The 20338-nt window shown below is 61.0% G+C and carries 22 protein-coding genes; 8 read left to right on the forward strand and 14 right to left on the reverse strand.

The features are described from left to right. The first annotated feature begins 286 nt into the window (after window positions 1-286). Both KYT97_RS16775 and KYT97_RS16780 read left to right on the forward strand, forming a co-directional pair. The gene (locus tag KYT97_RS16775; protein ID WP_230590087.1) at window positions 287-520 is read left to right on the forward strand and encodes a hypothetical protein; all 234 of its coding nucleotides are present in this window, start codon (window positions 287-289) and stop codon (window positions 518-520) included. Next, the gene (locus KYT97_RS16780) at window positions 513-1163 is read left to right on the forward strand and encodes a Dabb family protein (protein ID WP_095887275.1); all 651 of its coding nucleotides are present in this window, start codon (window positions 513-515) and stop codon (window positions 1161-1163) included. Before KYT97_RS16775 ends, KYT97_RS16780 begins: the two co-directional genes overlap by 8 nt. 50 nt (window positions 1164-1213) lie before the next feature. On the opposite strand, the gene KYT97_RS16785 is transcribed toward KYT97_RS16780, so the two are convergent. The 4 genes from KYT97_RS16785 to KYT97_RS16800 form a co-directional block, all read right to left on the reverse strand. Further along, the gene (locus KYT97_RS16785) at window positions 1214-2140 is read right to left on the reverse strand and encodes an alpha/beta hydrolase (RefSeq protein WP_219110288.1); all 927 of its coding nucleotides are present in this window, start codon (window positions 2138-2140) and stop codon (window positions 1214-1216) included. Window positions 2141-2573: 433 nt separating this feature from the next. Then, entirely contained in the window at window positions 2574-3545 is a 972-nt protein-coding gene (locus KYT97_RS16790) for an alpha/beta hydrolase (protein WP_045065280.1), read from the reverse strand. A gap of 100 nt (window positions 3546-3645) precedes the next feature. Then, entirely contained in the window at window positions 3646-4170 is a 525-nt protein-coding gene (locus KYT97_RS16795) for a gluconokinase (protein WP_033233474.1), read from the reverse strand. A 9-nt stretch (window positions 4171-4179) separates the two neighbouring features. After that, window positions 4180-5568, reverse strand: a complete 1389-nt coding sequence (locus KYT97_RS16800) for a GntP family permease (RefSeq protein WP_033233479.1) — start codon at window positions 5566-5568, stop codon at window positions 4180-4182. A 132-nt stretch (window positions 5569-5700) separates the two neighbouring features. Here KYT97_RS16800 and KYT97_RS16805 point away from each other — a divergent pair, with 132 nt between their 5' ends. Both KYT97_RS16805 and KYT97_RS16810 read left to right on the forward strand, forming a co-directional pair. Further along, a complete protein-coding gene (locus tag KYT97_RS16805) occupies window positions 5701-6426 on the forward strand; it encodes a FadR/GntR family transcriptional regulator (protein WP_033233481.1) in 726 nt (241 codons plus the stop codon). A 101-nt stretch (window positions 6427-6527) separates the two neighbouring features. Beyond that, window positions 6528-7535: an NAD(P)H-dependent glycerol-3-phosphate dehydrogenase gene (locus tag KYT97_RS16810; protein WP_219110289.1), complete on the forward strand. Its 1008-nt coding sequence runs from the start codon at window positions 6528-6530 to the stop codon at window positions 7533-7535. A gap of 59 nt (window positions 7536-7594) precedes the next feature. On the opposite strand, the gene KYT97_RS16815 is transcribed toward KYT97_RS16810, so the two are convergent. The 3 genes from KYT97_RS16815 to KYT97_RS16825 form a co-directional block, all read right to left on the reverse strand. Continuing rightward, window positions 7595-8314, reverse strand: a complete 720-nt coding sequence (locus KYT97_RS16815; RefSeq protein ID WP_045065287.1) for a M50 family metallopeptidase — start codon at window positions 8312-8314, stop codon at window positions 7595-7597. Continuing rightward, on the reverse strand, window positions 8311-9498 hold the full coding sequence (locus KYT97_RS16820) for an ATP-binding protein (RefSeq protein WP_141486773.1): 1188 nt from the start codon (window positions 9496-9498) through the stop codon (window positions 8311-8313). The genes KYT97_RS16815 and KYT97_RS16820 overlap by 4 nt, the downstream gene beginning before the upstream one ends. A gap of 137 nt (window positions 9499-9635) precedes the next feature. Continuing rightward, complete coding sequence (locus tag KYT97_RS16825; protein ID WP_033233489.1) at window positions 9636-10124, reverse strand: hypothetical protein; 489 nt, start codon at window positions 10122-10124, stop codon at window positions 9636-9638. A gap of 264 nt (window positions 10125-10388) precedes the next feature. Between KYT97_RS16825 and KYT97_RS16830 the strand changes: the two genes are divergently transcribed. After that, window positions 10389-10904: a CGNR zinc finger domain-containing protein gene (locus tag KYT97_RS16830; protein ID WP_033233491.1), complete on the forward strand. Its 516-nt coding sequence runs from the start codon at window positions 10389-10391 to the stop codon at window positions 10902-10904. Between the two features lie 5 nt (window positions 10905-10909). Here KYT97_RS16830 and KYT97_RS16835 read toward each other — a convergent pair whose 3' ends face one another. The 3 genes from KYT97_RS16835 to KYT97_RS16845 form a co-directional block, all read right to left on the reverse strand. Continuing rightward, the gene (locus tag KYT97_RS16835; RefSeq protein WP_051730408.1) at window positions 10910-11617 is read right to left on the reverse strand and encodes a hypothetical protein; all 708 of its coding nucleotides are present in this window, start codon (window positions 11615-11617) and stop codon (window positions 10910-10912) included. Window positions 11618-11629: 12 nt separating this feature from the next. Beyond that, window positions 11630-12142, reverse strand: a complete 513-nt coding sequence (locus KYT97_RS16840) for a hypothetical protein (RefSeq protein ID WP_051730409.1) — start codon at window positions 12140-12142, stop codon at window positions 11630-11632. A 127-nt stretch (window positions 12143-12269) separates the two neighbouring features. Continuing rightward, window positions 12270-13400, reverse strand: coding sequence for an LLM class flavin-dependent oxidoreductase (locus KYT97_RS16845; RefSeq protein WP_033233493.1), 1131 nt, complete (start codon window positions 13398-13400; stop codon window positions 12270-12272). 248 nt (window positions 13401-13648) lie between these two features. Here KYT97_RS16845 and KYT97_RS16850 point away from each other — a divergent pair, with 248 nt between their 5' ends. After that, window positions 13649-14308, forward strand: a complete 660-nt coding sequence (locus KYT97_RS16850) for a TetR/AcrR family transcriptional regulator (RefSeq protein ID WP_033233495.1) — start codon at window positions 13649-13651, stop codon at window positions 14306-14308. Next, the gene (locus KYT97_RS16855; protein WP_033233497.1) at window positions 14305-15960 is read left to right on the forward strand and encodes an FAD-binding dehydrogenase; all 1656 of its coding nucleotides are present in this window, start codon (window positions 14305-14307) and stop codon (window positions 15958-15960) included. Before KYT97_RS16850 ends, KYT97_RS16855 begins: the two co-directional genes overlap by 4 nt. 49 nt (window positions 15961-16009) lie before the next feature. Here KYT97_RS16855 and KYT97_RS16860 read toward each other — a convergent pair whose 3' ends face one another. After that, window positions 16010-17083, reverse strand: a complete 1074-nt coding sequence (locus tag KYT97_RS16860) for a VIT1/CCC1 transporter family protein (RefSeq protein WP_033233499.1) — start codon at window positions 17081-17083, stop codon at window positions 16010-16012. 116 nt (window positions 17084-17199) lie between these two features. Here KYT97_RS16860 and KYT97_RS16865 point away from each other — a divergent pair, with 116 nt between their 5' ends. After that, window positions 17200-17835: a DUF4232 domain-containing protein gene (locus KYT97_RS16865; RefSeq protein WP_045065294.1), complete on the forward strand. Its 636-nt coding sequence runs from the start codon at window positions 17200-17202 to the stop codon at window positions 17833-17835. 3 nt (window positions 17836-17838) lie between these two features. Here KYT97_RS16865 and KYT97_RS16870 read toward each other — a convergent pair whose 3' ends face one another. Genes KYT97_RS16870 through KYT97_RS16880 form a run of 3 tightly spaced genes read right to left on the reverse strand, consistent with a single transcriptional unit; the run spans window position 17839 to window position 20194 of the window. Beyond that, window positions 17839-18915 (reverse strand): hypothetical protein, encoded by a 1077-nt coding sequence (locus KYT97_RS16870; protein WP_033233503.1) that lies wholly within the window; start codon window positions 18913-18915, stop codon window positions 17839-17841. Then, complete coding sequence (locus KYT97_RS16875; protein WP_080711672.1) at window positions 18912-19781, reverse strand: ABC transporter ATP-binding protein; 870 nt, start codon at window positions 19779-19781, stop codon at window positions 18912-18914. Before KYT97_RS16875 ends, KYT97_RS16870 begins: the two co-directional genes overlap by 4 nt. Further along, window positions 19778-20194 (reverse strand): GntR family transcriptional regulator, encoded by a 417-nt coding sequence (locus KYT97_RS16880; protein ID WP_033233505.1) that lies wholly within the window; start codon window positions 20192-20194, stop codon window positions 19778-19780. The genes KYT97_RS16875 and KYT97_RS16880 overlap by 4 nt, the downstream gene beginning before the upstream one ends. Between the last annotated feature and the right edge of the window lie 144 nt (window positions 20195-20338).

Genomic DNA, 20338 nt, shown 5'->3' on the forward strand with positions numbered 1-20338 from the left:
CGCCGCTGCCCTTTGCTTGCCACCGATTGAGTGATACGAGAGATCGACTCACACAAGACATCTACTACAGAAGCATCGAGGGCCAGCTGTACACCGGCAACCGGAAACATTGTCTCCCGGTACGCGAGACAAGCACTACTGCAGGGGTTTTGATCAGAAGTAGTCTAGAAATATGGCAGGCGAGAAGATATTCGTGATAGACCGAATCCTCACAGAACGGGGGTGCGGGAAACGGTTCGTCGATGCATACACAACTCACTACGTACCCCGCGCACAGCGCCGCGGCATGACACTGACAAATATTCTCGTCAGTCCCCCGCTCTGGATCGAGGACGAAACCAACATCGTGACGATTACCTGGACAGTGGACGGCACGTCCGGTTGGTGGAAAATGACACGCCAAGGTCGAGCCGATCAGGAGTCCAGTCAGTGGTGGGAACGGCACTCTGCGTTGACAATCGAGCGCAGTCGCACCATGGCTGCTGACGCAGCCGATATCGAGGGACTCTCCGATGTATAGCGTCACACGAATCGTCCACGCCGCCGAAAATGCATCGCGCGAGACCTGGGACGACGCCGTGGCCTCTGTGACAGTGGCGGCTGAAGCAGCGGGTGCCACCCGCCTGGTTGTGTCGAGAACGCTGCCGGGAGTGATCAACGGTGGAGATTTGATCGTCCACTTACAGTTCACCGACGAAACGTCGTGGCAATTGGCGAGCGACGCACTCGACGGCAGCTTCGAGCATCCGGCCATCGAGCGGTTCCACGGCGTCGAGTACACATCCGGATCGACCGGACGGTCGGCGATCGACACCCGTAACAGTGTCTACCGAACATTGCTCCTGCGAGTTGTGCCCGGCACCGAGGCAAGCAAGGTCGAGCATTTCGAACGCGATTTATTACGGATGCCGGCGCTGATCTCGTCCATCGGTGCATGGCGACTCAGCCGTGTCAGTTCTGCCGTTGGCCCGACTCCATGGACGCATGTGTGGGAGCAGGAATTCACTGACCAGGCTTCATTACTCGGGCAGTATCTCGATCATCCGATCCATTGGGCTGTCGTGGACCGTTGGTTCGATCCGGAGTGCACCGAGGTCATCGTCCGCGATCGGATCTGCCACAGCTTCTGTTCGATCGACGACGTCGTTCTCGCGAGCGATTAACCACAGGCCCGGCCCCCTCGAGGGCCGGGCCTGCACCCATGCGCGATCGCCTATCTCTTTTCGAGCACTCCGCGAACCATTGCCCAGATGTCACGTCGAGCGGGTTCCGTGAACGAGAGCGAAGTGAACGTCAGAAAACCGTGAAACAGTCCATCGAACCGGTGATGGACGACGGGCACATCGGCCGCCTCCAACATCTGCGCATATGTGTCACCCGACGTGCACGGCGGATCGAGTTCGGCGGTGATGATGACAGCCGGCGGTAGGCCGGTAAGACTTTCTGCCCGCGTCGGAATCACACGAGGATCGTCGGTTCCGTTGGGTGCATATTGCTGCCAGTACCACTTCATCGCCGAAGTGGTGTTGTAGTAGCCGGTGCCGTACAGCCGATACGATTCCGTCTCGAAATCGTCGTCTATCACCGGGTACAGGAGAACCTGCGCCGCAATTGCCGGGCCCCCTCGATCTCGCGCCGCAATGGATACAGTGGCTGCAAGATTTCCACCGGCGCTGTCCCCAGCGAGGACGATGTTCGACGGATCTGCGCCGTAGTCACCCGCATTTTTTGCCGCCCATTCCAAGGCTGCGTACACATCATCATGCGCTGCCGGAGCCTGATGCTCAGGAGCAAGCCTGTAGTCAACTGCAACCACCACAGCGCCAACACCTTCCGCCATCGAGCGACAGAATTCGTCGTGACTGTCGAGATCGCAAAATACGAAACCTCCGCCGTGTGCGAACACCACGACCGGCAGATCATCATGATCTGTGTGCGGCCGGAACACCCTCAACGACAGATCTCCTCCCGGACCGTCGATCGTGAGATCGTGAACCTCGCGCATGTCCGGTAGCCCCTGCAGCGGAGCACGCCGACTACGAATCAGCTCACGCAGTTCGACTGGCGGGAATTTCGTCACGTCCGGGAATCCGGATTCCAGCGCGGCCAGCATTGCCGCAACTTCTGGATGGACTGTCATGAATGATCTCCTGATCGTCTACGAATTCTGTTATCTCGGTGCGGAAATCGCCATTTCCTGGGCCTCCGCTGCGTCCCGTTCAAATCCGTTGCATCCGGACTCCGCTACTTCGCGCCCACGCCATGTGCGGCACTCACGATGTGACACCCCTCTCGAAACCCGTCGCCGATACCCGACAACCGGAACACTTGCGTGCTGCCACGATAAGTCGCCCACCTGGCGATGAGAACCGACTCTCCCGTCCAGTGGTCGCTTATGACAACGAACTCCCAGCCGTGAACTGCTATCCGAATTTGGCCCCGGCCGTCCACTAAATCCTGACGCAAATGCCTAAGCCAGGTTTGGGAAGCGATTCAGCGAAACAGGATCGACGCCCGGGTCTCGGCCGTTCTGGCATTCCTGACCCGGACAGAAGCCGACAAATAGAGAAATGTCAGGCGCTGATCTGACGCTTCGACGCCAAGGTACGTTCCAGGAACGCGATACTCAGATCAACGATCGTGCGCCCTTCACGCAGCGCCTTGCCGATCACCGGGAAGGCATGGATCTGCCCACTCCAGATGTGGGTTTCGACGGTTTGCTCTGCCTTGATGAAGTTTTCGGTCATTATTTCCACGTCCGGGCGCATCAGTTCGTACTCAGCGCACACCAGAAACGAGGGCGCAAGCAACTTCGGATCGGCGTTGATCGGTGACTGCTCGCCGACAATGTTGTCCGGTCCGTTCAACCATCGATCCTTGAGTTTCTCGACCTGCGACATCGGCAGGTACGCATCGCGTTTCATGAAATCAGGATCGTGCTCTTCGAGGTCTACGTTGAGGAGCGGCGAGTACCCGACAACGGCGGCCGGGCGTGTGATTCCGCGCAGCGCTGCTATCTCGGCGACCTTCATTGCCAGGTAGCCGCCTGCCGAATCACCGGCAACCACAATCTTGTTCGGGTCTTCCGCGGTCTCGAGAAGTGCCGTGTACGCGGCCATGGCGTCAACCACGGACGTGCCGATCGACCCTTCGGGCAATTGTCGGTACCGAACGGAGATCACCGGGACGCCGGCTTTGGCGGACAGGAGGCCACACAGTGCTCGGTGGGTGGCAAGTCCGCAGAAGATGAATCCACCGCCGTGGAAGTAGAGAATGGTGGCTCCCTCGAGCGCGCCGGTAGCGCGGCGCGGGTGCGTCACTTTCTCGCAGGAAACCCCGCCCATCGTCAGCGGTTCGATGTCTAGATTCTTGGGCTTGGGTAGGCGGTCGGCAAGCGCGTCGAGCTTTTCGAGTTGCCGGATCCCGCGGTCACTGGTCGGCCAGTAGGTGAATGCGGGCTTCACAAATGTCCTGGTCACAGCAAAGATGAACCGTGCGCGCGGGCTCACGTTCCAGTGCCATACCGTCGAATCTCGCGTCCGCATAGCGTCCTCCCAGGTCAAGGCATTTTGTGTATCCGAGTTACACATACCTTGACTGAACGATAACCGACGCAATTTCGACAGGACAGGCTGGCGCCCGAACTCAGTATCCGAGCTCTTCGAGCCGTCGCAGAATTTCCTCCACTATCTCGACTGGACTACCACCGACGTCGATGATGATCGCCTGTTCATCCGGGTCGATCGGCTCGAGCGTGGAGATCTGCGAGTCCAGCAGTGACGGCGGCATGTAGTGGTCGAGGCGCGCGGTCAGCCGCTGGCCGATCTGATCGCGCGAACCGGCAAGATGAACGAACACGACGTTCTCACCCCGCAGTATGTCGCGGTAACTGCGCTTGAGTGCCGAGCACGTGACGATGCCCGGCTGCCCTGCATCGGTATGTTGCGTGATCCACTGCGCGATCTTGTCCAACCACGGCCAGCGGTCGTCGTCGTTCAACGGATGCCCGGTAGCCATCTTCTCGATGTTGGCCTGCGGGTGCAGATCGTCGCCCTCTTGGAGATCCCAGCCCATCGCGCCGGCAATCATTCCGCCGACAGTCGATTTGCCGGAGCCCGATACACCCATCACGACAAGCACGGGATTCTTCTGTGCTGCTTTCTCAGTCATGCCAATCCCCTAGATAATTGCGCTCAGGACAAGGACACCGGCAAGTCCGGACACCGAGATAATGCACTCCATCACCGTCCACGTCTTGAGGTTCTGCACAACGGTGACGCCGAGGTATTCCTTGACCAACCAGAATCCTGCGTCGTTGACGTGTGAAAGGAAGAGCGAACCCGCGCCGATTGCCAGCACCATCAACGAAACGTGAGTCGAAGAGAGCTCGGCGGCAACAGGAGCCAGGATCCCGGAGGCCGTGACTGTCGCCACGGTTGCCGAACCTGTTGCGACGCGGATCAATACAGCGACCAGCCACGCGAGGAAGAGCACCGGCAAGCTGCTGCCCTTGATCGCGTCGGCAATCACGTCAGCGATACCGGTGTCGATAAGCACCTGCTTGAAACCACCACCGGCGCCGACGATCAGCAGGATGCCGGCAATCGGCGGCAGTGAACTCTCGAGTGACTTCGAAATGGCCTTGCGATCCATTCCGCCGCCGCGTCCGAGCAGCACCATGCCGACCAGAACTGCGAGTCCCAAAGCAACAACCGGGGTTCCGAGGAAGTCCAGTACCGATTTGGGGAGCGATTCGGAATCAGGGGCGATGACCTCGGCCAGAGCTTTGCCGAGCATGAGCACCACGGGAAGCATGATCGAGGCAAGAGTGGCCGCAAAACTGGGGCGCTGCACCTTCTCCTCTTCGCCCCGATCCTCGCCTGTGACAAAGAGATCGGGAACTTTGACATCTACCCAGCGGGCAGCGATCTTGCCGAAGACCGGGCCGGCCAGGATCACCGTCGGGATGGCAACGAGTACACCAAGTGCCAATGTCAGACCGAGGTTGGCGTTCAACGCGGAAACGGCGACCAGCGGTCCGGGGTGCGGCGGAACCAAACCGTGCATCGCAGACAGACCCGCGAGGGTGGGAATCGCGATACGAATCAAGGACTGCCCGGACCGCCTGGCCACCAGAATGATGACGGGCATCAACAGGACGAGGCCGATCTCGAAGAACATCGGCAGACCGATGACGGCGCCAACCAGAGCCATCGTCCACGGCAGCGCCCGGTCACTTGATCGACTGACGAGGGTGTCCACTATTCGATCAGCACCGCCGGAGTCGGCCAGCAGTTTGCCGAACATGGCACCGAAGCCGATGAGAATGCCGACGCCGCCCATCGTCGAGCCGAACCCTGTCGCGAAGGCCGCAACGGACTCAGCCGATCCGAGCCCTGCAGCCAATCCGACGCCTACCGCTCCGATCGACAGAGCAAGGAAGGGGTGCAGATCGAGCCAGGTGATGAGCGCGATGATCACGGCGACGCCCGCAACGGCGGCGATGATCAGTCGAGCATCGCTTCCAGCCGGGACGACCTCGGCTGCCAGCAGTGCTGTGGTGTTCATAGGGACTCCAGTCCAACGAGTGATGGAGGTCACTGTTCCTCAATTAACCTACAATTTCAAGACCAGACACTAATTTGTAGTATTTATCGGACTTTCATCGGGCTTAATCCATACACATGGGACGATCTACGCATGGCCTCACTCCCGTTTCAGCAACTGCATGACTCGATGCTGGAACAACTGGGTCAGGACATCGTCAGTGGTGCCCTCGCGCCGGGCACCACGATCTCCGCGGATGAAGTCGCAACCCGCTACGACGTGTCCCGCACAGTCATCCGGGAAGTCGTGCGAGTACTCGAATCACTCGGCCTCGCATCGGTGCGTCGACGCGTCGGAATCACGATCCTCGGATCGGAGCATTGGAACGCGCTCGATCCCACTGTCATCCGCTGGCAATTGGCCGGCCCCGGCCGGTTCGAGCAACTGTCGATCCTCAGCGAACTACGCTCGGGAATCGAACCTCTGGCCGCTCGCTTGGCCGCGACCCGGGCCACCCCGCAGCAGTGCGGCGCGCTCACTGCGGCTGTGATCGGAATGTCAGCTACCTCACGGGCTGCAGACACCGACGCCTATCTGGGGCATGATTCGGACTTTCATCGCACACTGCTCGCAGCGTCCGGAAACCCGATGCTGCGTGCGATGTCACAGATCGTCGTGGAGATCCTCGAGGGCCGAACCCGCCACGCCCTGATGCCCCACGAAGCTGATCCGGAAGCCATTCACCTGCACGGAGTGGTCGCGTCGGCAATCCAGTCCGGTGACGCCGACGCCGCCGAAGCCGCGATGCGGTCGATAGTCGCGGAGTCCGCCGACGCCGTCGAAACCATGCGCACATCCGCGCCGCCGAGCACGACGTAAGTAAGCCGAGCCACAGACTCTGCTGATTTGCTCCGCAACCGCTCCGCAAGTGGAACGCTTGGAACCATGACATCACTCGCTACGCCCGAGAGCGCACTCTGATGGCCCGCCCGGTACGCGTCGTTGTACTCGGCGCAGGATCCTGGGGAACCACGGTTGCCGGGCTGGCCGCCCGCAACACCCCCACCTTGTTGTGGGCACGCAGTGCGGACACCGCTGACGAGATCAACTCCCAGCGCACCAACGGCAGGTACCTCGGTGAACGCAGGCTTCCGAAAGGGTTGAAAGCGACATCCGACCTGGTTCAGGCAGCGCGCGAGGCCGACGTTCTGGTCTGCGGCGTTCCGTCGCATGCCGTTCGTTCCACACTTGCCGAGATCTCCAACGAGGTTCGCGCGTGGGTACCGATCCTGTCGCTCGCCAAGGGTCTCGAACCCGGTACGCGTCAGCGCCCCACCGAGGTGATCGCCGAGTGCCTGCCCGGACACCCTGTCGGGCTTCTCGCCGGACCCAATATCGCCAAGGAGATTGTCGACGGCATGGCCGCCGCCTCCGTTGTCGCGACGCAGGACGACCGCGTTGCCGCAGCACTGCAGCCACTCTTTGCGTCGTCGGTGTTCCGCGTCTACCGCAACACCGACGTCCTGGGATGTGAACTCGGCGGCGTCCTCAAGAACATCGTCGCGATCGCGTCCGGAATGGCCGACGGTCTGGGCGTCGGCGACAACACCCGCGCCATGGTGTTGGCTCGTGGGCTCGCGGAGATGACCCGGATGGGCGAAGCGATGGGCGCCAATCCACGAACCTTTGCCGGCTTGACCGGCGTCGGCGATTTGATTGCCACCTGCATGGCTCCCACCTCCCGCAACCGCCGGGTGGGCGAAGCACTGGCGCAGGGCCTGACAGTCGAGGAAGCCGTCGAGAAACTGGGTCAAGTTGCCGAGGGCGTGAAAACCGCTCCGACGGTCATGGCTCTGGCCCGCGAGTACGGCGTGGACATGCCGATCGCGGCGGAGGTCGAGGCGGTCATCGCCGGCCGTCAAAGCGCCAACGACGCTTACCGAGGTTTGCAGAGGGTGGCTGCAGGCGACGAGGAAGACATCGCGTGATCAATATCTACAGGTATCTAGCCCATTAGCTAGATACCTGTAGATTGATCAATCGATACTCAAGCAATCACTGGACGCAGGATCCACCAACCGCCGACAGCCAGCACTCCCACGTTCACCACGAAGAACAACGTGACCCACACGATCGCGGGTATCGGCGAGAGTCTGGCCAGTTGATCCGCGTCGGAATCCGGCGCACCGCCGCGGCGGCTCCGCTGACGCTGCAGTTCGACGACCGGGCGGGGTCCGGCAAACAGCAGGAAGAGCGTCAAGAAGTATGCGGCAGCCACTTGCAGTTCTGCCGATCCCCACCACACGAGAGCAAACAGCGCCGCCCCCACAACGGCAAGCGAGAACACTCCGTACAGATTGCGGATCAACACCATCATCACCGCAACAACAAACAGTCCGATCCACAACACCAACACCGCCCGTTGCGCACCCAACAACGCGGCCGCTCCCAGTCCGAGAATCGACGGACCCACATAGCCCGCGAACGTCATCACGATAACGCCGAATCCTGTCGGTTTACCCGAAGAGATGGCAACCCCCGACGTATCCGAATGCAGCCGAAGACCTTTCAACCGGCGGCCGACCAGGACAGCAACAATGAGATGAGCACCCTCATGCGCGATGGTCACGACGTTGCGGGCAACCTGCCACAGGTGTGGTTCGAGGACGATCACCACGGCGACAAGCGCTGCCAGCGGAACTACCCAGGCTTGCGGAGCAGGGCTGATCGCCGTAACCCGATCCCACGCGGTCTCGAGCGCGTTCACTCTGCCTGCCCACGCAAGTAGCGGCCGAAGTGCGGCACCGTGAATCCGATCGAGCCTCGCTCCGCGGAGTAGATCAGTCCCTTCTTGATCAGCCCGTCACGCGCCGGCGACAACGATGCGGGCTTGCGTCCGAGTTCAACCGCGATCGCTGCCGTCGCCACCGGCCCGTCGTCACCGGACAGATCTGCCATGGCTCGCATGTACTCCCGCTCTGCCGGGGTTGCTCTCTCATACCGTGATCCGAAGAACCCGACCGCCAATTCCTCCTCGGCCGTCGGAGCACCTACCCGCACATCGTCTTTCGTGATCGGACTCGACGCGGCCACATCCCACGTGGCTTTTCCGTAAGCCTGAACAAAATAGGGGTAGCCGTCCGCCGCGGCGTACAGAGCGTCGAGCGCTGCGTCCGTGAACTCGACATCCTCACGTGCGGCGGGTGCGATCAACGCCTGGTCTGCCGCATCACGTTCGAGTCGATCGATCCGGTGGTAGCTGAACAGCCGCTCCGAATAGCTTTTCGATGCCGACAACACTGCAGGCAGGTGCGGAAGTCCCGCTCCGACCACGATCAAAGGTGCTGCGTCCTGACTCAATTCGTGGCAGGCCCCACAGATCGCCGATACGTCCGCTGCACCGAGGTCCTGCATCTCGTCGATGAAAATCGCGATACCGACACCGACGTCCCGCGCCAACGACGACGCATCCATCAGCAGTTCGACCAAGTCGATTTCGATGTCGCCGCTGTCGGCCCGCCCCTTGAGCGCCGGGGCGTCAATACCTGGTTGCCACCGCTCACGCATCCCCTTGTCTGCCGTCGCCCGGAGCGCAAACGATTTCAGAACACCGAGAAACTGCTCGACCCGCTCAGGATCGCGATGCGAGACCGCAATCTCCCGGACGGCCATGTGCAGGGCCGACGACAGTGGGCGTCGTAGGTCTTGGTCGGGGCGAGCCTCGATCTTGCCCGTCCCCCAACTCTTCGAGATGGCCGCCGACCTGAGCTGGTTCAGCAGCACAGTCTTTCCCACACCGCGGAGCCCGGTCAGGACAACACTGCGTTCGGGTCGACCGCGGGCAATGCGCTCGAGCACGACGTCGAACGCGTCTATCTGCTTGTCTCGACCGGCCAGTTCTGGCGGCCGTTGGCCGGCGCCAGGGGCATATGGATTGCGTACGGGGTCCATGCCCATCGACGGTACAAGTCAGCTAGCCGAATATGCCGTCATCTAGGGCGTGTCCTAGAGAGAACTAGTAAGCGCAATATCGGCGGGAGCTCGTCGGAGGAGTCCGCCAACCGTTGCCTTTGAGCTGACTGAAAAACTCAGTGTGGACGGCCTGGGTACTGCGAGAGCACTTTGTTCCGATACGCGCGGAACTCGTCGAAGCTCCCGGTGAGGGCCTGTAAAAGTTCGGCGGGGCTCTCCACCCAAGCCGCGTCGTCGAGTTCCGGAAGGTCTTCAGGCGCGTGGTTGCGCTGCGGCACAAGAAACGTCGGATCACCAGAGGGGTTGACGATCATGAAACCGGCGGCGACACACAGCTCGTAGATGAACGCGCACTCTGCAGCAGAAAGGCTGGCGTGGAAGATGCCGCCGCTCAAAGGATCGCCCTGGTCCAGTGGGTCGAGGTACAGGTCAGAGAAACGATCGTCGAAGCTCAGAGGCTTGCCGTCGAGATCGAAGATCTCTCCTCCGTACCGGCCCGCAACGAGTTGCAGGCCACGCCGTTCGAGGAAGTCGGCGACGCCGCCGCGGTCGGCATCAACCTGCTCGTCCTGCTTGATGCGCATGAAGGTCAACGAGAAGCCCATGTCGGCACACTAACCCGAACGCGCCGACTAACCGGCGCATTCGATCACGACCTGGACCGCGCCTTTGTCGGTGCCGATATGGCTGAGCCAGTACCCCCCGACATCCATTCGGTGAGCAGGGTTTGCCACGACCCGCAGTGGCAGCGCAGGTAGGTGACAGTCCCTTCGCTGGTCCGATGACGCGATTCGATTTCCCACCGGTGGATGCACCTGACGCTGGCAAGTTCTGTTTTCTTCATACGACAACCATGATGTAATGCCATTATGCATCTCAACCCTTACGGCGAATATGCGGTGACTTTGGCCGCCGACCTGGCCAATCGCCATCCCCAGAACCTGAATGAACTCGTCGAACGTTGCGTCGAGGCGGGCATCATTCTCGATTTCCCCATCGCCGAGAAAGACCTCGGAGAGACGCTCGACCTCCTGATCGAATGGTCGAAAATCGTCGACGTCACAGATGAGAATGCCCGTGCCGAACTGGTGAACGTCATGTTGGAGCAAGCGTCGGCCTACCCGCGCATGACCAATCACGCGGGCGATGGCTGGCATCTGCACTACCGCGATCCACAGCAGTCGCTTGCCGAGGTCCTGAAAGCCTTGTTTTCAGTTGGGACGGCACTACACCTCGTGGGCCGCGGAATGCATCGTCTGGGCCGATGTTCCCTCGAGGAGTGCACCAACATCTATGCCGACACCTCACGCAACGGCAGACAACGGTACTGCTCCCCGACCTGTTCAAATCGAGACGCGGTACGACGCCATCGCGCGCGAACCTGAACTCGCTACGAGGTGGGCACGACTACATCTATGCCCGAGCCGCCGTGGAAGTCGAAGCTCCCGAGATTGGCGCCGAGGCTCTCGCTGTTGCTGCCGGTGTTGACGGCACTGCCGTTACCGCTACCCGAATCACTACTTCCGGCGGAGATCCGCTCCCAGGCCTCGATGAGATCGTTCACACTCTCGAACCCGAGACCTTCCAACGAGCCTGAAACACTTCCCGTTCCGAGCCCTTCGAAGAATCCGCCGACAACCACAACTTCGGGCAAGCTTATTGCCGGAAGCGTCGTGATCGGCGGAATGAGACTCGGAATGAACACGCAGGCACCGACAACCGCGTAAACCCCGGTGGGAATATCGGTGACAGTCTTGGTCAGCTCTCGCTGCGGAAGGACTCCGAACAGATCACCGATGTTCGTAACCTGTGGATAGACAAGGACACCGGGATCGAGCAACGACGCCGGGTCACTGATGACGGCGGGCAGATTCCTGATATCGACAATCGCCGGTGTGCAGTTGATCAGGCTCAGTCGCGGATTCGGATTCTTGATAGTGAACGTAATGTTGTTGCCCGACACACTCACCGAGAGCGGGGGTGGCAATACAACCCGCTCTGCCGACGCAGCGGCCGGCGTCAGAAATGCCATTCCGATCGCCGCAGCGGACGCCAGTGCAATTCCGCTGAGAATTCTGGTGAATCCACGTGTGGCCATAACCTTCTCCGCTCAGCTGCCGAACAGTCCTGTGAGACTACCGGTATTGATGCCGCCGAGGGGACCGCCGATGATAACCACGGCGGGAGTTCCGACTGTCGGGGTGAGTCCACTTCCGTCGCGGAAGTCGACGCATCCGCCGACAACGGCGTACGTACCGTCGGGAAGATCAGGTGCAGTCTTGGTAACGGTCGAGCCCACTCCGACTCCGAAAAGCGTGGGCGGATCCGAAACATCCGGATAAACAACAACATTCGGATCGAGTAGTTTGCCGGGCTCCTGGGCAACAGCCGCCGCGTCCGCCGCGTTCAGGACAAATACCTGGCACCACGAGGTGATCGTCGTGTTGGTATTGCGCACCGTCAGCGTCAGGTCGTTACCGTCAACCGAGTACGACACCTCGGGAGCCGTCGTTGCTGCCGACGCGACTGCCGGGTTGATCAGCACCCCGACACCGAGCGCTGCCGCTGCTACAGCGACGGTCCCGACTACACGACGAACTGCACTTCGGCGCTGAATCAGCATTGACATCCCTCTCGATCACGTTCGACGGCAACCAGCAAAGGGTAGAACCACCCATCCTGCCGGGTCGTTCGAACCGCCGGAGTCGCATGGACCGAAGGCAGATCAAGGACCAATGTCCCGCATGCGGTTACACCCGAGTCGCCACTGCGCCGCGAACCAGACCACGACGCTCGAGGATGGGACGAACTCCCTCACCGAACTGGTAGGTCTCCTCGAGATGTGGATAGCCCGACAAGATGAAGTGGTCCAACCCGATTGCCGCGTATTCCGCAATTCTGTCGGCAACTTCCTCGTGCGAACCGACCAGAGCGGTACCCGCACCACCGCGCACCAATCCGACTCCCGTCCACAGGTTGGGCGCAATTTCCAGTGAACGCGCACCGATGCCTTCCCGGTATGCGGATCCACCGCCATGCAGTTCGTTCATCAGGCGCTGGCCCTCCGAATTCGACCGGGCGAGGTTCGCCTGCGCACGCTCCACCGTCGCCGGATCCAGAGCGCCGAGCAGACGATCAGCCTCGGCCCAGGCTTCTTCGGCCGTGTCACGACTGATGACATGCAAACGAATTCCGTAATCGAGCCGCCGCCCCTGGATCTCCGCCAAGTCCCTGATCCACGCGATTTTCGCGGCAACAGCAGATGGTGTTTCACCCCAGGTGAGGTAGGTATCGGCAAAGCGCGAAGCGACGGTTCCCGCAGCGGGCGACGATCCGCCGAAGAAGACGGGCGGAACCGGGTCCGGAAGGCGATGCAGCTCAGCATTTTCCACGCTGACGTACTCGCCGGAGAAATCGACCGGACCGTTGCCTGCCCACAGTTGACGGACGACGTCGAGGTACTCGCCGCAACGCGCGTAACGCTGATTCTTGTCCAGGAAGTCGCCGAACGTCCGCTGCTCGTAGTCCTCGCCGCCGGTCACGACGTTCAGGAGCAACCGTCCACCTGATTGCCACTGAAATGTTGCTGCCATCTGAGCTGCCAACGTCGGACTCGTCAGGCCGGGCCGCAGAGCGACAAGGAATTTCAGGGTTTCGGTGGTGTCGATCATCATCGCCGTCGTCAGCCAGGCATCCTCGCACCAGGCTCCCGTGGGAGTGAGGACTGCTTCGAAGCCGTTGGCCTCGGCTGCGGCGCCGATCTGATTGAGGTACTTCAGTGTGGCCGGTCGATCTCCGGACATGCCACTGCCGTGGCCACCGGCCATCAGATTCCGGGAATCGCCATAGGTGGGCAGGTACCAGTGGAAGCGCAAGGACATGGCAGTTCCTTCGGATCGACAACAACAAACAGGGGCAAAGACTCCATTAGACCGTTCGAGCGCGCCCGGCAACAGGGTTGAAATCGCGATGATTCTTACCGTCAGCCACCGCACATATACAGATATTCGTTAATCTTGTGAATTTTCTAGATACGGATAGAAACACCGGTCAAAGGCAAATTTATCGATACGCGATCGCATCGGATACATCCGTGTATCGTTTAGGAAACCAGCACAAGGAGGTACCGATGACGGATGTTGACACCTCCCCTACAAAACGTGTCACTAAACGTCGAGGTCAAACGCGTCAACGACTTCTCGACGCCGCCGCTGAGGTTTTTGGCGACCAGGGATTCGGACACGCAACCGTCGAGCAGATCTGCGAACGAGGCGGATACTCACGTGGCGCCTTCTACTCCAACTTCGACTCCCTTGACCAACTGTTTTTTGCCATGTGGGAACAAAAGTCCGCCGCAATGCTCGCTGACCTGAAGTCAGCCACCGCCGCAATCAGTACCGACTCCCTCGACATGACTGCCGTCGTCGGACGGATTGTTTCCGTAGTCCCGGTAGACGCGCAGTGGTACCGGATCAATGCCGAGTTCACGGCGCACGCACTCCGCAACGATGCACTGCGAACTGCAGTGGCCGACCGCGAAGACGCGATACTCCAGACTTTGCTTCCCCTGGTGCAGTCCGCACTCGGTGACGTCGGACGGCGCATCGTGGGAGATCCGACCACATTGGGGCGCGCCCTGGTCGCCGTTCACGACGGCACCAGCGTGCAGTGCCTGGTCGATCCCGACACCGACGCCGCGTTTGCCCTTCGCCTCGACATCTTTACTCGAATCCTGCTGTCCTACACCGAACCAATCCCGCCCCACCCATCATCAGAGGAGTCCCCATGAGCGAACATGCCGACGTCATCGTTGTCGGGGCCGGGCTTGCCGGCCTTGTCGCCACGTACGAACTGACCCGGGCGGGACGCAAAGTCCTTGTCGTAGAACAGGAAAATGCAGCCAACCTCGGCGCTCAGGCGTTCTGGTCACTCGGCGGACTGTTCCTCGTCAACAGTCCGGAACAACGCCGACTCGGCATCAAGGACTCACTCGACCTCGCCATGCAGGACTGGATGGGTACCGCGGCCTTCGATCGGGATCGCGAAGACCACTGGCCTCGTCAATGGGCAAAGGCGTACGTCGAATTCGCGGCCGGCGACAAGCGTCAGTACCTGCACGACTTGGGGCTTCGGTTGATGCCCAACGTCGGCTGGGCCGAGCGCGGCCGCGGAATGGCTCTCGGACACGGCAATTCCGTACCGCGATTCCATCTCACCTGGGGAACTGGCCCCGGCGTCGTCGACGTGTTCCTGAGCCGAGTGATCGCCGCCCAGAAACGCGGACTGGTCACGTTCAAGCACCGCCACCAGGTCGATCAACTGGTGGTCACCGACGGCGCTGTCACCGGCGTCCGCGGCACCGTTCTGGAACCTTCCAACAACCTTCGCGGAGTTGAGAGTTCCCGGACCCCGGTCGGCGAATTCGAGTTCGCCGCACAGGCCGTCGTGGTGACCTCCGGCGGAATCGGCGGCAACTACGAGCTGGTGAAGAAGAACTGGCCGGAACGACTCGGCAAGGCGCCGAAGCACATGCTGACCGGCGTACCCGCACACGTCGACGGACGGATGCTCGAAATCACCGAATCAGCGGGCGGAAACATCGTCAACCGCGACCGCATGTGGCACTACACAGAAGGCATCCAGAACTGGAATCCCATCTGGCCCAACCACGGAATCCGCATCATCCCCGGACCGTCGTCGATGTGGTTCGACGCTACCGGCAAGCGTCTTCCGGTACCCAACTTCCCCGGGTTCGACACGATGGGCACCTTCAAGTACATCCTCGACAGCGGCCACGAGTACACGTGGTTCATCCTCGATCAGAAGATCATCGAGAAGGAGTTTGCACTCTCGGGATCGGAGCAGAATCCGGACTTCACCAATCGAGATTTCAAGCTCCTCCTCGAACGCATCAAGAAGGGTGCACCCGGCCCTGTCGAAGCCTTCAAGCAGAAGGGCGCGGACTTCGTGGTGCGCAACAACCTTCGCGACTTGGTCGACGGCATGAATGCCCTGACCGACACGCCACTACTCGATTTCGAGGACATCGAGCGCGAAATGATCGCCCGCGACCGCGAGGTAGACAACAAGTACAGCAAGGACTTCCAGGTCACCGCCATCCACGGTGCCCGTAATCTGCTGGCAGACAAAATCGTGCGCGTCGTTGCTCCGCACAAGATCCTGGACCCCAAGAACGGCCCACTGATCGCTGTTCGCCTGCACCTCCTCACCCGAAAGACGCTCGGCGGCTTGGAAACCAATCTGGACTCGCAAGTGATCAAGGCCGATGGCAGCGTCTTCGACGGCCTCTATGCAGCTGGCGAGGTTGCCGGCTTCGGTGGCGGTGGCGTCCACGGGTACAGCGCCTTGGAGGGAACCTTCCTCGGTGGTTGCATCTTCTCGGGCCGCGCGGCAGGCCGAGCGCTGGCCCGAGACCTGTAGCGAGCTGGTGACGCCGGCCTCGAGATCGTGCGGCCTCGAGGCCGGTGCTCTACAACGATGTCCCGAACAGCATTCCGAGTAGATATGTTGCCGCCGCGGCGCCGTAACCGATGGCAAGCTGACGGAGCGCCCGCTTGAAAGGCGGCCCGCCGGAGAGCAGTCCGACAACAACGCCGGTGCCCAGAAGGGCAATACCCACCAGCAGCGAAGCCACAATCAGGGCCGTCACACCTTCCAGCCCGAACAGGTACGGCAGCACGGGAATGATTGCGCCGGAGGCAAAGAAACAGAAGCTGGCGGCTGCAGCTCCCAAACCGGTGCCGACAGACTCGTGAGTGTCTTCGACATCTGTCACACCGAAGTTGTTGTGCTTCAGGACCTCCGCCGCTCTCACTTCGGCTTCCTCTGCCGTCATACCGCGGGCTCGGTACACCAGAGCCAACTCGTTGGCGTCGACGTCGAGCAATCCGACGGCATCGCGCGCGTCGGTACCTGGAGTGGACGCTTCCAACAATTCACGTTGCGAGCGGACGGAAACGTATTCACCGGCACCCATCGACAGTGCGCCTGCAAGCAGTCCGGCCATGCCGGTGAGCAACACGATCTGATTCGAGACGCCACTACCACTGATACCGAGAACCAGGGCCAAGTTACTCACCAGACCGTCGTTTGCGCCGAACACGGCCGCGCGGAAGGTCCCCGAAAGCCGATTGCGCCCACGAGTTGCCAGCGCGCGCACCACTTCTTCGTGGATCTTCTCGTCGGCACCCATCGAGGCAGTTGCATCCGCGTCGTTCGGGTAAGGCGATCGGGTCTCTGCACGTTGAGCGAGCGCAAGAACGAAAACCGAGCCGAATCGTCGGGCGAGGAACCCGAGGATACGAGTGCGTATGTCGCCGGGCATCGGCTTTCCGACGTGTTCGCCGAGGAGGGCACGCCAGTGTGCCTCGTGCCGACCCTCAGCTTCGGCGAGCGCAAGGAGGATCTCGCGTTCCTCACCGGTGCGCCGCCCTGCGAGGTCGCGGTACACCGCGGCTTCTGCCTGCTCGTCGGCGAGATAGCGTCGCCAGCGCTTGATGTCATGTGGGTCGGGATCAGGCCTCGCGTTCGGAACTGTCGGCATCGAATCTCCTCACGTTCGGTGCGTGAAATGGCGCACTCAGTTGCCGCATTCCCGCACATCCCAGCCATGATTCGGATATACCGGACACACATGTCGGCTGGCCGGAGGAGCGAACCATGAATCCCACAGTAATACGTCGGATCGTCCTGCTCGCAGCACCGCTGACCGCAATTGCCCTCGTCAGCGGTTGCGGATCCGACAGCTCCGACACAGCCACCAGCACTACTGTTCCCACCACTACCTCGGCGCTACCGACATCCGCAGCGCCCGGCCCGGCTCCGGCAACAACTACGCACGCGACCCACTCGGCAGCATCGAGTACACAGGTCAGTCCTGAGAACTGCACGGTCGCAGAACTCAGCGTCACCCTCGGACAGGCAAGCGGCGCCGCCGGTTCCACCGAACTACCGGTGGTCTTCACCAACACCAGCACGCGCACCTGCACCCTCGACGGGTTTCCCGGCGTTTCCTACGTAACCGGCGCAGACGGCAGCGAGGTGGGCGCAGCGGCAACGCGCACTGGCTCCGGATCTGCGGTCTCCCTCGCACCGGGTTCCGCTGGAACCGCCTTGGTTCGCGCCACCAACGTCGAGAACTATCCGGCCGACCAGTGTGGTGTCACCGACGTCGCCGGACTACGTGTGTACCCGCCCAACTCCTACGATGCGGTGTTCCTCCCCTACCCCACCGAGGGTTGCTCGATGACCGGCGCGAACATCAATCAGCTGAGCGTCGCACCGGTCACCGGCTGAGCATTACGGCTTGAGGCGTCGTAGACCCCAGAGCGCGGGGATCAAGAACAGTCCCGAAAGAACGAGAGTCAGAGCAGCTTCCGTCAACTGGAATCGGCGGAACTGATCGGCCGAATGGTAGCGGACCTCGTAGTGGTCTGCTCCTTGCTCGTGCAAGCAGACCTCCATGTCCCGATCCTGCTGGGCCAAGACCGCCTCCATACGAACGTCGTACTGGGCGCCGGTCTCCTCGGACCGCTGTTCGTACGGGTCGTTCCCGTCGTCCGATCCACTCCAGGTGCATTCGTCGTAGCGAACGTCCACAAAATTGCCTTGGATATCGACGTAACCCTGCTCGATTTCCCAATTCAGTCCGGGAACAAATGCACCTTCAACAGCCGTGTAAATTCTTCCCCCGGACAGGGGTGACTTCTCGATCCCCACCGGCGCGTAGTGCGGCCTGGCAACAAACTGAAACATCACCAGTACACCAACTACGCCGACCATAGTCAGCGCCATTGCGCCGATCGAACTGTGCACCAGCAAAGCAAGCGCCGCTCCGAGCACTAGAGCCATGAAAGTGTAAGCACCCAAGGCCAATCCGCTCGATTGAAAGAGCGGATATGTCAGACTTGACACACCGAAGGGCTGCCCCCCGCCACTGACGAATGCGTAGCTGTCCCTCCCTCCGACAGCGCGGGTCCATTCGAGAACGAACCCGAGGACAGCAGCAGCCATGGCGATGGGGACAAAGACAACCAGCACTCTTGTCCAGAACCAGCGAGCCCGGCTGACCGACTGGGTAAGCCCCAGCACATGTGTTCCCTGCTCGATATCCCGCGAGAACACCGTTACGCCAACCAACGCTCCCAAAAACACCGGCAGCATCGTTGCAATGACGGTGGTTGCCGTGAGAGCAGTTTCAGCCGCACAGACCGTCGTTGTGTTGCCGAAACATTCGAGAAACGATCCGATGGGTCGAGCACTGCTGTCACTCATGACGAATGCGCCACCTACCAAGGCTGTAACAGCCAGCACCGCAATGATTCCCAGCGAGACAATGAGTGACGTCCGATGATGACGCCAGGTAACCCAGATCATGCCGACACCTTCGCTTCCGCACTCAGATGCCCGAGCACCAGGTCGTCCAGAGTTGCATCGTCGACAGTCCAACCTGGTAGTTCGTTCGGTCGACGGCCGGCTACGAGGTGAGAATTTCGACGCAGCCCGACATCGGTGTGAACAACAGTGCCGCCACCCACCACGTCCGACGGATCGCCATCACCAACCAATACGTAATGGGCTGAGACCAATTCATCCAACGATCCGGAGAGTCGAGCATTGCCGTCGCCGAGAAGAAGTAACCGATCCGAGACGTCTGCCAATTCGGAAATGATGTGTGAAGACAATAGGACGGTTGTGCCGTGCTCTGCGACATCTTCGAGCAGCGAGGTAGCGACAGACCGCCTGGCAAGGGGATCCAGATCTGCCAACGGTTCGTCGAGAAGCAACAGCTTCGGCCTACGTCCGAGTGCCAAAGCCAGTGCCACCCTGGTTCGTTGACCGGGAGAGAGCGTCTTGGCCTTCGCATCGAGCGGAATGTCCGCACGTTCCACCAAGGCAAGCGCGTACTTCGCATCCCAGCTGTCATTGGTGTAGGCGCCGAACCGAAGTAGTTCCGCGACAGTGAATTTCGGGTACAGCGGTTTATGCTGGGCCAGATAGGCCAGGCCCGGGCTGATGCCGTCACGACTCGGAGCGGCGCCGAGTACGGAAATCGCGCCGTGATCCGGCGTCGTCAATCCCACTGCCAAGGACATGAGTGTCGACTTGCCGGCACCGTTGACGCCGACAAGCGCGGTGATGCTCCCTGCCTCGACTTCGAAGGTGCATGCGTCGAGCACCTTCTTGCGCCCGAAGCGCTTGTCCACGTCAGCCATGGTGAGCGCTGATTCTTGCTCGGTCACGATGTCTCCCCCTCACTCTCGGACGAATCAGATTTGACGAACTCACGCTCGAGTTCCATGTCGACCAGTGCCTCGATATCCGTGCGCTCGAGGCCCGCCGCCACTGCGTCACGCACCCATCGAGAAAGCTCTGCCCGCAGAGCGGAGTTCTCCGCCATGCCCGGCTTCGCGAGCGACTTGGTCACGAACGTCCCCAACCCCGGCCGCGGCGCAACAAGACCGTCGCGTTCGAGTTCCTTGTAAGCCTTCAGAACAGTGTTGGGGTTGATGGCAAGAGCCCCCACAACATCCTTGGCGGTAGGCAGACGGTCACCGACCTGTAGGTCACCGAGCCGTAGTGCCTGCTTCACCTGGACGACCAATTGCACGTAGGTGGGAATGCCGGATCGGCGGTCGATACGGAAGTCGATCATCCGAACCCTTTCACTAGTTCATTAGTGGAATAGATATTTACCGTGCCTTTGCCGCTCGAGTCAAGAGTGGCCGCCCCTGTAAAGTGCAAATGCCCCGGGTTTCCGGGGTGCCACGCTGCTTGTGAAGTCCGGTGAAAGCCCGGC

This window comes from Rhodococcus globerulus (assembly GCF_019334125.1).
GTDB classification, from domain to species: Bacteria; Actinomycetota; Actinomycetes; order Mycobacteriales; family Mycobacteriaceae; genus Rhodococcus_F; species Rhodococcus_F globerula.

Bases quoted from the DNA above. Each gene is read 5' to 3' on its own strand.
- KYT97_RS16825 (WP_033233489.1), bottom strand. From the start codon at position 10,124: ATGGGCTTCTCGTTGACCTTCATGCGCATCAAGCAGGACGAGCAGGTT.
- KYT97_RS16800 (WP_033233479.1), bottom strand. From the start codon at position 5,568: ATGAACACCACAGCACTGCTGGCAGCCGAGGTCGTCCCGGCTGGAAGC.
- KYT97_RS16860 (WP_033233499.1), bottom strand. From the start codon at position 17,083: ATGCCGACAGTTCCGAACGCGAGGCCTGATCCCGACCCACATGACATC.
- KYT97_RS16805 (WP_033233481.1), top strand. From the start codon at position 5,701: ATGGCCTCACTCCCGTTTCAGCAACTGCATGACTCGATGCTGGAACAA.
- KYT97_RS16840 (WP_051730409.1), bottom strand. From the start codon at position 12,142: ATGCTGATTCAGCGCCGAAGTGCAGTTCGTCGTGTAGTCGGGACCGTC.
- KYT97_RS16865 (WP_045065294.1), top strand. From the start codon at position 17,200: ATGAATCCCACAGTAATACGTCGGATCGTCCTGCTCGCAGCACCGCTG.
- KYT97_RS16785 (WP_219110288.1), bottom strand. From the start codon at position 2,140: ATGACAGTCCATCCAGAAGTTGCGGCAATGCTGGCCGCGCTGGAATCC.
- KYT97_RS16830 (WP_033233491.1), top strand. From the start codon at position 10,389: ATGCATCTCAACCCTTACGGCGAATATGCGGTGACTTTGGCCGCCGAC.
- KYT97_RS16850 (WP_033233495.1), top strand. From the start codon at position 13,649: ATGACGGATGTTGACACCTCCCCTACAAAACGTGTCACTAAACGTCGA.
- KYT97_RS16820 (WP_141486773.1), bottom strand. From the start codon at position 9,498: ATGGACCCCGTACGCAATCCATATGCCCCTGGCGCCGGCCAACGGCCG.
- KYT97_RS16835 (WP_051730408.1), bottom strand. From the start codon at position 11,617: ATGGCCACACGTGGATTCACCAGAATTCTCAGCGGAATTGCACTGGCG.
- KYT97_RS16780 (WP_095887275.1), top strand. From the start codon at position 513: ATGTATAGCGTCACACGAATCGTCCACGCCGCCGAAAATGCATCGCGC.
- KYT97_RS16795 (WP_033233474.1), bottom strand. From the start codon at position 4,170: ATGACTGAGAAAGCAGCACAGAAGAATCCCGTGCTTGTCGTGATGGGT.
- KYT97_RS16880 (WP_033233505.1), bottom strand. From the start codon at position 20,194: ATGATCGACTTCCGTATCGACCGCCGATCCGGCATTCCCACCTACGTG.
- KYT97_RS16775 (WP_230590087.1), top strand. From the start codon at position 287: ATGACACTGACAAATATTCTCGTCAGTCCCCCGCTCTGGATCGAGGAC.
- KYT97_RS16870 (WP_033233503.1), bottom strand. From the start codon at position 18,915: ATGATCTGGGTTACCTGGCGTCATCATCGGACGTCACTCATTGTCTCG.
- KYT97_RS16810 (WP_219110289.1), top strand. From the start codon at position 6,528: ATGGCCCGCCCGGTACGCGTCGTTGTACTCGGCGCAGGATCCTGGGGA.
- KYT97_RS16790 (WP_045065280.1), bottom strand. From the start codon at position 3,545: ATGCGGACGCGAGATTCGACGGTATGGCACTGGAACGTGAGCCCGCGC.
- KYT97_RS16845 (WP_033233493.1), bottom strand. From the start codon at position 13,400: ATGTCCTTGCGCTTCCACTGGTACCTGCCCACCTATGGCGATTCCCGG.
- KYT97_RS16855 (WP_033233497.1), top strand. From the start codon at position 14,305: ATGAGCGAACATGCCGACGTCATCGTTGTCGGGGCCGGGCTTGCCGGC.